General features: G+C 67.3%; 16 protein-coding genes and 1 tRNA gene. 8 read left to right on the forward strand and 9 right to left on the reverse strand.

Annotation, left to right across the window (positions count from 1 at the left end; genetic code table 11):
• Window positions 1–177: 177 nt before the first annotated feature.
• The 3 genes from C5B90_RS10345 to C5B90_RS20565 form a co-directional block, all read right to left on the reverse strand.
• On the reverse strand, window positions 178–573 hold the full coding sequence (locus tag C5B90_RS10345) for a hypothetical protein (protein WP_058566910.1): 396 nt from the start codon (window positions 571–573) through the stop codon (window positions 178–180).
• A gap of 88 nt (window positions 574–661) precedes the next feature.
• A complete protein-coding gene (locus C5B90_RS10350; RefSeq protein WP_115881255.1) occupies window positions 662–1,681 on the reverse strand; it encodes a YeiH family protein in 1,020 nt (339 codons plus the stop codon).
• Window positions 1,678–1,824: a hypothetical protein gene (locus C5B90_RS20565; RefSeq protein WP_158547222.1), complete on the reverse strand. Its 147-nt coding sequence runs from the start codon at window positions 1,822–1,824 to the stop codon at window positions 1,678–1,680. Before C5B90_RS20565 ends, C5B90_RS10350 begins: the two co-directional genes overlap by 4 nt.
• A gap of 208 nt (window positions 1,825–2,032) precedes the next feature.
• Between C5B90_RS20565 and C5B90_RS10355 the strand changes: the two genes are divergently transcribed.
• From C5B90_RS10355 to C5B90_RS10370, 4 genes are all read left to right on the forward strand, one after another.
• Window positions 2,033–2,659 carry an adenylate kinase gene (locus C5B90_RS10355; RefSeq protein WP_115881257.1) on the forward strand — a complete coding sequence of 209 codons (627 nt, stop codon included), beginning with the start codon at window positions 2,033–2,035 and terminating at the stop codon, window positions 2,657–2,659.
• A gap of 109 nt (window positions 2,660–2,768) precedes the next feature.
• Complete coding sequence (locus C5B90_RS10360; RefSeq protein ID WP_115881259.1) at window positions 2,769–3,686, forward strand: DUF106 domain-containing protein; 918 nt, start codon at window positions 2,769–2,771, stop codon at window positions 3,684–3,686.
• Between the two features lie 150 nt (window positions 3,687–3,836).
• On the forward strand, window positions 3,837–4,415 hold the full coding sequence (cmk, locus tag C5B90_RS10365; RefSeq protein ID WP_115881261.1) for a (d)CMP kinase: 579 nt from the start codon (window positions 3,837–3,839) through the stop codon (window positions 4,413–4,415).
• Between the two features lie 2 nt (window positions 4,416–4,417).
• The gene (locus tag C5B90_RS10370) at window positions 4,418–5,287 is read left to right on the forward strand and encodes an RNA-guided pseudouridylation complex pseudouridine synthase subunit Cbf5 (RefSeq protein WP_115881263.1); all 870 of its coding nucleotides are present in this window, start codon (window positions 4,418–4,420) and stop codon (window positions 5,285–5,287) included.
• 12 nt (window positions 5,288–5,299) lie between these two features.
• On the opposite strand, the gene C5B90_RS10375 is transcribed toward C5B90_RS10370, so the two are convergent.
• On the reverse strand, window positions 5,300–5,584 hold the full coding sequence (locus C5B90_RS10375) for a hypothetical protein (RefSeq protein WP_115881265.1): 285 nt from the start codon (window positions 5,582–5,584) through the stop codon (window positions 5,300–5,302).
• Window positions 5,585–5,757: 173 nt separating this feature from the next.
• Here C5B90_RS10375 and C5B90_RS10380 point away from each other — a divergent pair.
• Window positions 5,758–5,828 (forward strand) — tRNA-Pro (locus C5B90_RS10380).
• A 271-nt stretch (window positions 5,829–6,099) separates the two neighbouring features.
• Here the strand turns inward: C5B90_RS10380 and C5B90_RS21210 are convergent.
• From C5B90_RS21210 to C5B90_RS10395, 3 genes are all read right to left on the reverse strand, one after another.
• Window positions 6,100–6,222 (reverse strand): hypothetical protein, encoded by a 123-nt coding sequence (locus tag C5B90_RS21210; RefSeq protein ID WP_255566826.1) that lies wholly within the window; start codon window positions 6,220–6,222, stop codon window positions 6,100–6,102.
• Window positions 6,223–6,335: 113 nt separating this feature from the next.
• Window positions 6,336–6,605 (reverse strand): hypothetical protein, encoded by a 270-nt coding sequence (locus C5B90_RS10390; protein ID WP_004042445.1) that lies wholly within the window; start codon window positions 6,603–6,605, stop codon window positions 6,336–6,338.
• A gap of 297 nt (window positions 6,606–6,902) precedes the next feature.
• Complete coding sequence (locus C5B90_RS10395) at window positions 6,903–7,424, reverse strand: HPP family protein (protein WP_115881267.1); 522 nt, start codon at window positions 7,422–7,424, stop codon at window positions 6,903–6,905.
• Between the two features lie 136 nt (window positions 7,425–7,560).
• Here C5B90_RS10395 and C5B90_RS10400 point away from each other — a divergent pair, with 136 nt between their 5' ends.
• The gene (locus C5B90_RS10400; protein ID WP_115882486.1) at window positions 7,561–8,145 is read left to right on the forward strand and encodes a GNAT family N-acetyltransferase; all 585 of its coding nucleotides are present in this window, start codon (window positions 7,561–7,563) and stop codon (window positions 8,143–8,145) included.
• 1 nt (window position 8,146) lies between these two features.
• Here C5B90_RS10400 and asd read toward each other — a convergent pair whose 3' ends face one another.
• Entirely contained in the window at window positions 8,147–9,181 is a 1,035-nt protein-coding gene (gene asd / locus C5B90_RS10405) for an aspartate-semialdehyde dehydrogenase (RefSeq protein WP_042662103.1), read from the reverse strand.
• A gap of 197 nt (window positions 9,182–9,378) precedes the next feature.
• Here asd and pccA point away from each other — a divergent pair, with 197 nt between their 5' ends.
• Both pccA and C5B90_RS10415 read left to right on the forward strand, forming a co-directional pair.
• Window positions 9,379–11,181 (forward strand): propionyl-CoA carboxylase biotin carboxylase/biotin-carboxyl carrier subunit, encoded by a 1,803-nt coding sequence (pccA, locus tag C5B90_RS10410; protein WP_115881269.1) that lies wholly within the window; start codon window positions 9,379–9,381, stop codon window positions 11,179–11,181.
• Between the two features lie 69 nt (window positions 11,182–11,250).
• A complete protein-coding gene (locus C5B90_RS10415; RefSeq protein WP_115881271.1) occupies window positions 11,251–12,309 on the forward strand; it encodes a biotin--[acetyl-CoA-carboxylase] ligase in 1,059 nt (352 codons plus the stop codon).
• A 46-nt stretch (window positions 12,310–12,355) separates the two neighbouring features.
• Here the strand turns inward: C5B90_RS10415 and C5B90_RS10420 are convergent, their stop codons facing one another.
• Window positions 12,356–12,910: a universal stress protein gene (locus C5B90_RS10420; RefSeq protein ID WP_115881273.1), complete on the reverse strand. Its 555-nt coding sequence runs from the start codon at window positions 12,908–12,910 to the stop codon at window positions 12,356–12,358.
• Window positions 12,911–12,925: the final 15 nt, after the last annotated feature.

The raw sequence follows: 12,925 nt of genomic DNA on the forward strand, positions 1-12,925 counted from the left end.
GAGTGGAGTGAGGGAGACGATTCCACCCGGCGGAACGGGATTGTGCCGGGGCGAGCGAGCCCAATTCACAACGTGACCGTCGGGAGTTCATGCGCGGGAGTTGTGCGGCAATAGATTTAGAAGTTCGCAAACCGGGGCACCGCGTCGAAGCGAATCGAACGCGGAGAGAACGCGTTCTCAGACGGCGGTGACCCACGCCCGGTACGCCTCGTCGCGGCCGTAGACCGCCTGAAAGACGCGGTCTGCGAAGCCGGCGAGGCGGTTCGCGTCCGAGCGGGCGGTGATGCGGACGTTCGTTCCCTCGGCCTCTTCGGGACTCTCCAGTTGGTCGATGCGGAACTCGGGGAACTCCGAGAGGAGCGTCTTGAGCCGGTCGAGTTCGTCTTCGGTCACGTCCATGTTGAACGTCTGGTCGGCGAACTGAATCCACGGGCCGGGACCCTCGCCGTCGAGGTCGTCGAGGCGCTCGGCCTCGATAGTGAGAAAGGCGCTGCCGCGGTCGCGGTGTGCCGACACGGCGTCGGCGAAGAGCTTCCGGCGCTCGCGGGTGGTGTCGGCCTCGAATCGAGTCATGCGGGTTGCTACACCCGGGCGGTACAAAAGCGGCCCGCGTCGGGGCGGTGTGCCACGGACGGTGGCGACCGTGACGGCCGCCGACGCGTCAGAACAGCGCGAGAACCGCGACGAGCGCGAGCGCGCTGATGGTGAGCAGTTGCAGTCCGAGGACGGCGAGCGGTGCCGCGCCCGTCTGTCGCATCGCGTCGAGCCGAACGTCGAGGCCGAGGCCGACGAACGCGAGCGCGAACAGGGCGTCGCTGGCGGTGCCGACGGTCGCGAGCGTCGCGTCCGAGAGCAGGCCGAGGTTGGCGACGGCGGCGACGGCGACGAAGCCGACGAGGAACCGCGGGACCCCGTCGAAGACGGCGCGCAGGCCGGTCGCGGCCTCCTCGGCCCGGCCGGCGTAGCGAACCGCGTAGGCGACGGCGACGAAGCCGAGCATGGAGTTGCGCGCGAGTTTGGTCACGGTCGCCCAGCGACCGGCGACCTCGGAGTGGGCGAAGCCGGCCGCAGTGACGGGGCCGGTGCTGAACATGCTCAGGCCGGCCCAGATGCCGAACTGACGGCCGGACAGCGGAAGCAGGTCGCCGGCGATGGGGAACGCGGCGAGCGTGAGCGCGTCGAACAGGAGGACCGCGGCGACGACGTGGGTGAGCGACTCGCCGTCGGCGTCGATGGTGCCGGCGATGGCGGTGGCCGCGGAGACGCCGCAGACGCTCGCGCCGGCCGCGAGAAGCGACCCGGTCTTGTCGGCGAGGCCGAACACGCGCCCGGCGACGGCCTCGACGAGGAGGACGCCCGCGGCGACGGTGACGACGACGAGCGCGACCAGCACGGGGCCGGAGGCGACGAGTTCGTCGATTGCGATGCGAGCGCCGAGCAGGACGATACCCGTCTCGAGGAGGAGCTTCTGCGTGTCGACGCCGGGCCGCGCCCAGTCGGGGACGCCGACCGTGTTGGCGACGACGGCCCCGAAGAGCACGCCGAGCAAGAGCGCGTTGACGCCGGGGACGAAGCCGGCGACGAGCGCCGCCGCCCCCGCGAGGACGACGAGGAGGCCGACGCCCGGTGCGAGTCGCGCGAGCCGGCCGATGCCGGCGTCCGAGCTCTCCCCGGCGCTCACGGCCCGAACGTCGCGAGGACGGTCACGACGACGAGACCGAGGGCGGTCGCGCGCCAGCCGCGTTCGAGCGTACACCACTGACCGTACGCGCGCTCGACGGTGGCCGCGCCGAACGCGTCGCGCATGAGGGACGAATCGCGCATCTGTCGGTGCCACGAGGGCCGCGCCGTTGAACGTGTCGCTTCCGTCTGTGAAACCGGCAACAAAACCCTTGAACACCGCGATAGGACGGCCATGAGAGCTGTAGAACGACGAACAAGGAGCAATATTGTCTCGTTCCTCTGACCGACGCCGTCGCAGAACTCAGTACGTATCTTCAACACTATATGCTCTCGCCGGATGGGGTCAGATATGGCAAAGCGCATCCTCTTGCTCGGAGCGCCGGGCGCAGGTAAGGGCACACAGTCGAAGCGACTCGCCGAGACCTACGGCGTCGAACACGTCACCACGGGCGACGCGCTGCGCGCGAACAAGGACATGGAGACCGAGTACGGGACGCCCCGTTCGTTCATGGAGAAGGGCGAACTCGTCCCCGACGCGGTCGTCAACGAAATCGTCGAGGCCGCGCTGGAAGACGCCGACGGCTACGTCCTCGACGGCTACCCGCGGAACCTCTCGCAGGCGGAGTATCTCACCGAAATCACCGACCTCGACGCGGTCATCTACCTGAAGGTCGCCGAGTCAGAACTCGTCGAGCGTCTCACCGGCCGCCGTGTCTGCGACGACTGCGGCACGAACTTCCACGTGAAGTTCAACCAGCCCGAGGAGGAGGGCGTCTGCGACGACTGCGGCGGCGAACTCGTCCAGCGCGACGACGACACCGAAGAGACGGTCCGCGAGCGCCTGTCGGTGTTCAAGGAGAACACCGAGCCGGTCATCGAACACTACCGCGACGAGGGCGTCCTCGTCGAGGTTGACGGCGAACAGACCCCGGACGAGGTCTTCGAGGACGTTCAGGCCGTCGTCGACGACGCGTAAGCGCGCACTCGGAACGACGTTTTTCGCCGACTATACTCGGAGCGCCGGCGCGCTCGCTCTCGTCTCCAGAGTAAAACCTTGATAACAGCCGGTTGCTAAAGGGGCGGTAATGGCACGAATCGAATCTCGGGTGCGCGACCTCGTCGGCTCCGACGCCGACATGCGCGCCGCCGTCGAAACCGTCCTCGAACGGGCGGACGACGGAGAAGTCGAGTGGGCCGACGTTCGCGACGAGCTCACGAGCGGCCAGTGGGGTCGCCTCATCGAGAAAGGTATCCTCGTCGACGGCGACGAGGGGTTCCGGCTCGCCGACGCGGCGGAGACCCGCGCCGGCCTCGAAGACGACACGTCCGACTCCGGCGGCTCGTCGTCTTCGTCGGTCGATACCGACACCGGCGACTCCTCGTGGTCGAAGTACGACAAGGGCGCGGCCGTCGTCACCGTCGGCCTGTTCCTCGGCTACTCGGTCGCCGAGGTTCGGAACGTCATCGGCGGCGTGATGGACGTGGCGCTCGGCCCGCTGGCCGACATGCTCCCGTTCTACGCCGTCGTGATGGTCCTCGCGCTCGCGACCGGCCTCTACTCCACGCTCCTGCAGGCGAACCTCATGGACATGGAGAAGATGGGCATGTATCAAGAGCGGATGAAGGACATCCAACAGCGGCAGAAAGACGCCAAGGAGCGCGGCGACGACGCGGCGCTCGAGAAGATTCAAGAAGAGCAGATGGAGGCGATGGGCGACCAGATGGGCATGTTCAAAGAGCAGTTCCGCCCGATGGTCTGGATCATGTTCCTCACCATCCCGGTGTTCCTCTGGATGTACTGGGCCATCGGCGTCGGCGGGGGCTCCGACCCGCACATCGTCACCGAGAACATCGTGCTCCCGCTCGTCGGGTCCGTCGAGTGGAAGCAGGGAGTTATCGGTCCCATGCAGGCGTGGATTGTCTGGTACTTCCTCTGCTCGATGGGCTTCACCCAGATCATCCGCAAGAGCCTGAACATCGACATGTCGCCGTCGGCGTCGTAAGCCGACCCGAGCGACTCGAAACGACTCCGTTTCTCTCTCCGTTTCCGCGTCTCACCAGCCTCGGTTCTCTCGCATTCACCCCCGTGAGAAGCCTCCGCAGGGGTCGTCGGCAACGATAACACCTTTTAGCCGACCGCACACAGCATGGATATGTTACTGACCGTCTCCGGACCACCGGGCAGCGGGAAAAGCACGACCGCCGCCGCGCTCGCCGAGGCGTTCGACCTCGAACACATAAGCGGCGGGGACATCTTCCGCGAACTCGCCGCCGAGCGCGACATGACCGCCGTCGAGTTCAACAAACTCGCCGAGGAGGACGACCAGATCGACCGCGACCTCGACCGTCGCCTCCGCGACATCGCGCTCGACCGCGACGACGTGCTTCTCGAATCTCGCCTCGCCGGCTGGCTCGCCGGCGACGCCGCAGACCTCCGTTTTTGGCTCGACGCCCCCGTCGACGTTCGCGCCGAGCGCATCGCCGACCGCGAGGACAAAGCGCCCGACATCGCCCGCGAGGAGACGACGACCCGCGAGGCGAGCGAGGCCAAGCGGTACGACGCGTACTACGACATCGACATCACGGACCTCTCTATCTACGATATCGCGCTCAACACCGCCCGCTGGGGCCCTGACGAGGTGACCGCCATCTGCATCGCTGCGGTCGAGTCCTACGATTCCGAGGCCGACGAGGGCAAGTACCCGGTCGACGGCGTCCGTTACGACTTCTGACCATGCTCCGAGACCCACCCGAACACCGGAGCGTCGACGACCTGCTCTCGTTCGGCGTCGTCAACCTCGACAAGCCGCCGGGGCCGTCGGCCCACCAAGTCACCGGCTGGGTCCGCGACATGGCCGACGTCGACCGCGCCGCCCACTCGGGAACGCTCGACCCGAAGGTGACCGGCTGTCTGCCGACTCTCCTCGGCGACGCGACCCGCATGGCGCAGGTGTTCCTCGAAGGCTCGAAGGAGTACGTCTCCGTGCTCGAACTCCACGGGCCCGCGCCGGCCGACATCGACTCGACCGTCGCCGAGTTCGAATCGAAACTCTACCAGAAGCCCCCGCGGAAGTCCGCCGTCTCGCGTCGCCTTCGCGTCCGCGAGGTGTACGACCTCGACCTCCTCGAAGTGAAAGACAGACAGGCGCTCCTGCGCATCCGCTGTGAGTCGGGGACGTACATCCGAAAGCTGTGTCACGACCTCGGCCTCGCGCTCGGCACCGGCGGCCACATGGGCCACCTCCGCCGGACCGCGACCGACCCCTTCGACGACGCGGACCTCGCCACGCTCCACGACCTCGCGGACGCCCTCGCGTTCGCCGAGGAGGGCGACGAGTCGTGGCTCCGCGACGTGGTCTCGCCCGCCGAGCGGGCGCTGTCGCATCTCCCATCGGTCACCATCGCCAACAGCGCGGCCCGCGAGGTCGCCAACGGCGCGCCCGTCTACGCGCCCGGCGTCTTCGACGTCGACGCCGACGCCTCCCGCGGCGACCTCGTGGCCTGTTTCACCGACGACGGTTCGGCCGTCTGTCTGGGTGAACTCGTCGGCGACGCGAACGCCGACTCGGGCGAGGTCGTCTCGCTGGAAGCCGTGTTAGTCTGAGACCGTTTCGCGCTACTTTCTCCGGCGCTTTTTCTCCGCGTCCGCGAGCGTCTCCGCCTGCTCGTTGACCGACGCGACCTCTCGTTTCGCGTCCGATTTGTCGAGGTCGTAGACGTAGCGCCACGACGCCAGCGGGTAACCGTGCGACTCCTCGGGGCGGTCCGCCGCCGGTTCAGACTCGGCACCGCGACGAATCGACCACCACCGGACGCCCGCGACGCCCAACGCGAGGAGGACGAGGAGCATCGCGACGAACGGGAGGAGTCCGAGCGGGACGCTCTGGAGAGACGTGAACATATGTTGTCATTACTCCCGAGGCGGCAAAAGCGTACTCGTGGAGTGGAATCGGTTTCGTGGCACCGTTCGAACCGCACGACGACGGTGCGATACCGTGGCACGGCAGCCCTTCGCGTCGCCGCGACGAAACGAAGGGCTTAACCGCGAGACACGCATCGTTTTGAATACACCCCGGGACCGTGGGGTAGTGGTATCCTCTGCCGATGGGGTCGGTAGGACCTGAGTTCGACTCTCAGCGGTCCCATACTTTTGCCGACGCAACACGACGAGCCGTGAGTTCGTCAGGACTCTGGCGAGGCACGCCACGTCGGGGGCCGAGTTTACGGAACTGAGCGTCGAGCCCGGAAGTCGCAGCCCGCTCGCGGGGCCGTCTTTCGACGTTCGACTCTCAGCGAGGCCCAGTTGGCGACGATACTACTGCAAGCCAACGGCCTTAGCCGACGCTCATTCCCTGTAAAACAGATACGAAAACGCTAGAACTAGCACCGACCCGACGAAGAACGCCAACAAGACCATCATCCGTCCGTTTGGGACCCGACGAACGCCGCGGAGACACCGCCAACGAGCGCCGACCCAATCAGGAGAAACGCACCACGTTGCCACTCCTCGACGAACTCGATTATCGTCCTTTCAGACATACAACAATTTTTGCGTCGACGGACAAAAATCTCGTGGTGACTCCGAGCGTGACACGGTGTGACTTCCCGTCACACCCAGCAACAACCACCAAAAAACGGCCGAGAACCGCTACTCAGGTCGAGACGGCATCGCAGGTCCAGCCGGGGTCACTCCCCGTCCGCCGGATGAGGTCCGCGCGGCACGCCGGACAGTAGTCGGGGACCGTCGTTTCGCCCCGCGGGACATAGACGCCACCGCCGCATTCCACGCACGCATCGGCGACGACTGTGGTGCAGTCCGCACACAGGTTGAAGTCGTCAACCGTGAGGTCGCGCAGCACTTCGAGCTTTTTGTCCAGGATGTACTCGTCGATAACCGCCTGACAGCTGTGGCACGGCTTCATAGCGATACAGCGTGTCAATTGAGACCATGGCACATATACCTGTCGTCGTCGGTGTCTCTTGTCGCGGAATGTCAGTCGGGCCGGAGGCTCACCGGCGGCGGGAGTTGCCACATTCACGCGCGAGCGACGCTAGCGCGCCCGATGCGAACGTGTTTCACAGAAATCATAAGTGACTCGGTGACGAGTTAGTATTTGCTGCTGTCAGAGGCACGTCAGGGCAACGACCACTCGTTCGCCCGCCACGCACCCCATTCTCCCGCACCGTCTGCTTCGAACGATATCGTCCCCGACCGACTCTCAGCCCTGCGAACTCGTGTCGCCCGGAGCGTCTCCGCGCGTCTCGCCGAGTAGCGCGTCAGTCCCGCGGTGGACCCCCACGAGAACGACCACACTCGCGACGATAATCGCGACCGACTGGGGCGTCGAGAGCAGTCCGAGCGAGACGATGAGCGTCGTCGCGCAGGCCGGCGGGTGGACCACGTCGAGTTCGACCATTCCCCAGCCCGTCGCGGCGACCGAGACCGCCGCGCTCGCGACGAGTCGCAGCGTGTCCGTCGACGCGGCCGAGAGCGACGGGGCGAGCGTCACGCCGGGGGCGACGAGCGCGTAGGTCGCGAAGCCGACGACGGCACCGACGGCGTGGCCGCCGACGATGCGAGACGGACGGGAGTGCCCGCCGCGACGGCGGAAGGCGAGAACGAACGCCGTGGGGCCGAGGCTGGGAAAGACGAACGGCTCGCCGGTCGCCCACGCGATGCCGCCGAGTGCGGCGACGAGCAGGCCGGCGGAGAGCCCCGTTTCGAGACCGCGTCGAGACATGTGACACGCTCTGTCGACGCGGCGTGAAAACGGTGTCTAACTCTGACCGAATCGAACCGGTACCGTGGGACTCGTCGACAGATACCGCGTGCTCCGCACGCCCACGTTGAAGTGCGGCCGCGACGACGGACGGTGTATGTCCGGAGCCGCGTTTCTCGAAGGTGACCGCGTCGAACTCAGAACCGTCGAGTCGGAGCACGTCGAGTTCCTCCACGAGACGGTCAACGACCCGCGGGTTCGACGGGGAATCGCCGCTTCCGACCCGGTGACGCGGGTGACAGAGCGCGAGTGGGTCGAGTCGCGCGGCGACGGCGACGACATCAGCTTCGTCGTCTCGGTCGGCGGCGACCCGGTCGGGACTATCGGCCTCAAGCCGCCGAACGTCGTCACCGGCGCGGCCGAGGTCGGCTACCTTATCGCGCCCGACTACTGGGGCAACGGCTACGCGACCGACGCGTTGCGGACGCTCTGCGGCTACGCCTTCGGCGAGCGCCGGCTCAACAAGCTGTACGCGAACGCCTACGAGACGAACCCGGCGTCGACCCGCGTGCTGGAGAAAGCCGGCTTCGAACGCGAGGGCGTCCACCGGGAACAGGGGTTCGTCGACGGCGGCCACGTCGACGTACTTCGGTACGGTCGGCTCGCCGACGAGTGGCGAGACGAAGAGAAAGCCCGTGACGCCGAAAGCGGGGTTGCAAGCGACGCCGACGGGTGGATATAGCCTAAATCCAGCCCTCTTGGGCGAGGAGTTCGCCGTTGAGGACCGACGCGCCGGCCGCGCCGCGAATCGTGTTGTGCGCGAGGCAGTTGTACTTCACGCCGTGCTCGGTGGCCTGGATGCCGCCGGCGGAAATCTGCATGCCGTCGCCGCGCTCGCGGTCGAGGCGGGGCTGCGGGCGGAAGTTGTCCTCGAAGACGTGGATGAGCTGTTCGGGCGCGCTCGGGAGGTCGACGCCGGGGTACTCGCGCATCGCGGCCGCGACGTCCTCGGGGGAGGCGTCGTCGGCGAGGTCGGCGAAGACGCTCTCGAGGTGGCCGTCGAGCGTCGGGATGCGGTTACACGAGGCGTTGACCTCCGCGCCGTGGAGCGCGACTTCCGCGCCGTCGAACGAGCCCAGAAGCTTGCGGGACTCCGTCTCCATCTTCTCTTCTTCGCCGCCGATGTGCGGGATGGCGTTGTCGATGATTTCCATCGAGGTGACGCCGTCGTAGCCCGCACCGGAGACGGCCTGCAGGGTCGTGACGTCGACGCGTTCGAGGCCGAACTGGTCGAGCGCGGCGAGCGTCGGGACCATCGTGATGGTCGAGCAGTTCGGGTTCTTCACGAGCGCGCCGTCCCAGCCGCGCTCGTCGCGCTGGACCTCGATGAGGTCGAGGTGCTCCGGATTGATCTCCGGAATCGTGAGCGGCACGTCGGGGGCCATGCGGTCGTTCGAGGAGTTCGAGGAGACGACGTAGCCTGCCTCGAGGAATTCGGGTTCGACCTCGGCGGCGACCGACGACGGGAGCGACGAAAACAGGAGGTCGATGTCGTCGGGCACGTCCGCGGGGTCGGTGCTGCCGACTTCCATCGCGGCCACGTCGTCCGGGATGGGGGTGTTGACGCGCCACTTCGCGGCCTCGTCGTATCGCTTGCCCGCGCTCGACTCGCTCGCGGTCAGCGCCGCGAGTTCGAACGTCGGGTGGTCTTCGAGGAGTTGGATGAATCGCTGTCCGACTGCGCCGGTTGCACCGAGGATGCCGACTCGTACTGCCATTACCCGTGTCGTAGTGTGGCACACGCATAAGGCCGTTTGGATTTGAACCAGTATTCGCGGCGTATAGTGCCAGAGAAGTGTAAGCTCGGGCCTTCTATCACGGTCGAACACGTAAATCGTCGTCTGTCGAATCGGCCACCGACGTGCGTTGGTAAAACCGATAGAATAACGTGCGGTTCCCTGAAAGACTACCGCAAATGTTCAGCAAGGTTCTCGTCGCCAACCGAGGCGAGATCGCGGTGCGCGTCATGCGCGCCTGCGAGGAGTTAGGAGTCCGGACCGTCGCCGTCTACAGCGAGGCGGACAAACACGGCGGGCACGTGCGGTACGCCGACGAGGCGTACAACATCGGTCCCGCCCGCGCGGCCGATTCCTACCTCGACCACGAGTCGGTCATCGAGGCCGCGCGAAAGGCCGACGCCGACGCCATCCATCCCGGCTACGGCTTCCTCGCGGAGAACGCCGCGTTCGCCCGGAAAGTCGAGGAATCCGAGTTCAAGTGGGTCGGCCCGTCGGCCGACGCGATGGAGCGCCTCGGCGAGAAGACGAAGGCCCGCGCGCTCATGCAAGACGCCGACGTGCCGGTCGTCCCCGGGACGACCGAGCCCGCCGACTCCGCCGAGGACGTGAAGGCCGTCGCCGACGAGTTCGGCTACCCGGTCGCAATCAAGGCCGAAGGCGGCGGTGGCGGTCGCGGCCTGAAGGTCGTCCACTCCGAGGACGAGGTCGACGAGCAGTTCGAGACGGCAAAGCGCGAGGGCGAGGCGTACTTCGACAACGCATCCGTCTACGTCGAGAAGTACCTCGAAGCGCCGCGCCACATCGAGGTGCAGATTCTCGCCGACGAGCACGGCAACGTCCGCCACCTCGGCGAGCGCGACTGCTCGCTCCAGCGCCGCCACCAGAAGGTCATCGAGGAGGCCCCGTCACCGGCGCTCTCCGACGACCTGCGCGAGCGCATCGGCGAGGCCGCCCGCCGCGGCGTCCGCGCCGCCGACTACACCAACGCCGGCACCGTGGAGTTCCTCGTCGAGGACGGCGAGTTCTACTTCATGGAGGTCAACACGCGCATCCAGGTCGAACACACCGTCACCGAGGAAGTGACGGGCCTCGACGTGGTGAAGTGGCAACTGCGCGTCGCCGCCGGCGAGGAACTCGACTTCTCGCAGGACGACGTGGACATCGAGGGCCACTCGATGGAGTTCCGCATCAACGCGGAGGCCCCGGAAAAGGAGTTCGCGCCCGCGACGGGCACGCTCGCGACCTACGACCCGCCGGGCGGCATCGGCGTCCGCATGGACGACGCCGTCCGCCAGGGCGACGAAATCGGCGGCGACTACGACTCGATGATTGCCAAGCTCATCGTCACCGCCTCGGACCGCGAGGAGGTCCTCGCCCGCGCCGAGCGCGCGCTCGCCGAGTTCGACATCGAGGGGCTCCGCACGGTCATCCCGTTCCACCGCCTCATGCTCACCGACGAGGCGTTCCGCGAGGGGAGCCACACGACGAAGTACCTCGACGAGGTGCTCGACCCCGACCGCATCCAGGCCGCCGTCGAGCGCTGGTCGCCCGAGGCCGTCGCCGACGATGACGACGACGACGAGGTCACGGAACGCACCTTCACCGTCGAGGTCAACGGCAAGCGCTTCGAGGTCAGCCTCGAAGAGCGCGGTGCACCCGCCATCCCGGTCGGGAACGCGTCCGCGGGCAAATCTAACTCCTCCGGCCCGCGCAAGCGCCGCGACGACGGCGGAAACGACGATTCCCAGCAGATTATCGAGGGCGACGGCGAGTCCGTCACCGCCGAGATGCAGGGGACCATCCTCTCTGTCGAAGTCGAGGAGGGCGACGAGGTCGAACCCGGCGACACCGTCTGTATCCTCGAAGCCATGAAGATGGAAAACGACGTGGTCGCCGAGCGCGGCGGCACGGTCTCGCAGGTCCTCGTCTCCGAGGGCGACAGCGTGGACATGGGCGACGTGCTGCTCGTCCTCGAATAGCCCGTTCGACCCCGAGACCACAGCGCCCGAACCGCGAACCTCTTTTCCCGTGCGCCGGTACCGACCTCCATGAGCGACACGCGACGCGCCCTCCTCGACGCACTCGCCGAGGGCCCTGTCTCCGGGCCCGACCTCGCCGACCGACTGGGCGTCTCCCGCGCCGCGGTCTGGAAGCACGTCGAATCACTCCGCGACGAGGGGTTCGGCGTCGAGAGCACCGGCGACGGCTACGTCGTCACCGACGTGCCGGAGTACGGCGGCCCGGCAATCGAGTACGGCCTCGACGTCGACTACGACGTGGAGTTCCACGAGACGCTCGACTCCTCGAACGACCGCGCCCGCGAACTCGCCGCCGAGGGCGCGAGCGACGTGGTCGTCGTCGCCCGCCAGCAGACCGCCAGCCGAGGCAGGAAAAATCGAGAGTGGTCCGCTCCGGACGGCGGCGTCTGGATGAGTCTGCTCGTCCGCCCGGACGAACCGCCGGCGTACGCCCCGCTGTACACGCTGGCGATGGCCGTCGCCGTCTGCGACGCGGCGCGCGAGGCTGGGGTGAATGCGAGCATCAAGTGGCCGAACGACGTTATCGTGAGCGAAGCGAACGATAACCCATCGGGCGCGAAAGCGTCCGACGGTGTCTCCGCGAGCGAAGCGAGCGGAGGTTCACCGGCTCACGCCGGTGACCGTTCGACCGACGTCGACACGCCAGACGACCGCGGCTACCGGAAGCTCTGCGGCATCCTCACCGAGATGGAAGGCGAAGCCGACCGCGTCTCGTGGCTCGCCATCGGTCCCGGAACCAACGTCAACCTCGACCCCACCGACCTCCCCGAGGGCGCGACGAGCGTCGCCGCCGAGGCCGGTCCCATCGAACGCCGCGTGTTCGTCCAGCGGGTGCTCGAACGCTTCGACGAACTTCGCGGCAACCTCGACACCGTCCTCCCCGCGTGGCGCGAGCGGGCGGACACGCTCGGCAGGCGGGTCCGCGTCCACACCGCGAGCGGCGTCATCGAGGGTGACGCCGTCGATATCGAACACCCCGGCACGCTCGTCGTCCGAACCGACGAGGGCGAAAAACGAGTCCACGCCGGCGACTGCGAACACCTGCGCCCGGCCGACGACGGGCGCTGAGACCGCGACCGAACCTGCACCGCCGGTCGGCTAGTTCACTATTCCGCTACTCTCCGCCGTCGGCGGTCGCTGTCGAGTCGGCGACGCCGTCCGTCTCTGCGGGCGACTCCGGCGCGGCGTCGTCCGGAACCTCGACGGCGAACTCCTCCGCGTCGTCGCCGCCGCCCTCGATGCGGACGGTCAGGACGGGGACTTTCGACGCTCGGACGACCTTTTCCGCGACCGACCCGAGGAGCAGGCGGTCGATACCGCCGCGCCCGTGGGTTCCCATCACGATGAGGTCGCACCCGCCGCGCTCGGCGAACTCGACGATTTCCCGACTCGGCGTCCCTTCGAGGACGTGCGTCTCGACGGGGACGCCCTGCGACTCGGCCGCGCGCTCGACCTGGTCGAGCGCCGACTCGGCGTCGGCCCGCAGCATGTCGTCGAGCCCCTCCCACGACGATTCCATCGGGAGCCCCGCGAAGCTCCCCGCGTTCACCACGTACACCCCGTGGAGTTCCGCATCGTGGACGGCCGCTAAGGCCGCCGCGTGGACTGCGACGCGCTCGGAGCCGGCGGAGCCGTCGATGGGAACGATGATTCGGTCGTACAACACCATGACACTTGATAACAT

This window comes from Haloferax sp. Atlit-12N, from assembly GCF_003383095.1.
Taxonomy (GTDB): Archaea; Halobacteriota; Halobacteria; order Halobacteriales; family Haloferacaceae; genus Haloferax.

What these genes read in the sequence shown, in the direction of transcription:
- C5B90_RS10345 (WP_058566910.1), bottom strand. Translation starts at nt 573, where the DNA reads ATGACTCGATTCGAGGCCGACACCACCCGCGAGCGCCGGAAGCTCTTC.
- C5B90_RS20565 (WP_158547222.1), bottom strand. Translation starts at nt 1,824, where the DNA reads ATGCGCGATTCGTCCCTCATGCGCGACGCGTTCGGCGCGGCCACCGTC.
- C5B90_RS10355 (WP_115881257.1), top strand. Translation starts at nt 2,033, where the DNA reads ATGGCAAAGCGCATCCTCTTGCTCGGAGCGCCGGGCGCAGGTAAGGGC.
- C5B90_RS10360 (WP_115881259.1), top strand. Translation starts at nt 2,769, where the DNA reads ATGGCACGAATCGAATCTCGGGTGCGCGACCTCGTCGGCTCCGACGCC.
- cmk (WP_115881261.1), top strand. Translation starts at nt 3,837, where the DNA reads ATGTTACTGACCGTCTCCGGACCACCGGGCAGCGGGAAAAGCACGACC.
- C5B90_RS10370 (WP_115881263.1), top strand. Translation starts at nt 4,418, where the DNA reads ATGCTCCGAGACCCACCCGAACACCGGAGCGTCGACGACCTGCTCTCG.
- C5B90_RS10375 (WP_115881265.1), bottom strand. Translation starts at nt 5,584, where the DNA reads ATGTTCACGTCTCTCCAGAGCGTCCCGCTCGGACTCCTCCCGTTCGTC.
- C5B90_RS21210 (WP_255566826.1), bottom strand. Translation starts at nt 6,222, where the DNA reads ATGTCTGAAAGGACGATAATCGAGTTCGTCGAGGAGTGGCAACGTGGT.
- C5B90_RS10390 (WP_004042445.1), bottom strand. Translation starts at nt 6,605, where the DNA reads ATGAAGCCGTGCCACAGCTGTCAGGCGGTTATCGACGAGTACATCCTG.
- C5B90_RS10395 (WP_115881267.1), bottom strand. Translation starts at nt 7,424, where the DNA reads ATGTCTCGACGCGGTCTCGAAACGGGGCTCTCCGCCGGCCTGCTCGTC.
- C5B90_RS10400 (WP_115882486.1), top strand. Translation starts at nt 7,561, where the DNA reads ATGTCCGGAGCCGCGTTTCTCGAAGGTGACCGCGTCGAACTCAGAACC.
- asd (WP_042662103.1), bottom strand. Translation starts at nt 9,181, where the DNA reads ATGGCAGTACGAGTCGGCATCCTCGGTGCAACCGGCGCAGTCGGACAG.
- pccA (WP_115881269.1), top strand. Translation starts at nt 9,379, where the DNA reads ATGTTCAGCAAGGTTCTCGTCGCCAACCGAGGCGAGATCGCGGTGCGC.
- C5B90_RS10415 (WP_115881271.1), top strand. Translation starts at nt 11,251, where the DNA reads ATGAGCGACACGCGACGCGCCCTCCTCGACGCACTCGCCGAGGGCCCT.
- C5B90_RS10420 (WP_115881273.1), bottom strand. Translation starts at nt 12,910, where the DNA reads ATGGTGTTGTACGACCGAATCATCGTTCCCATCGACGGCTCCGCCGGC.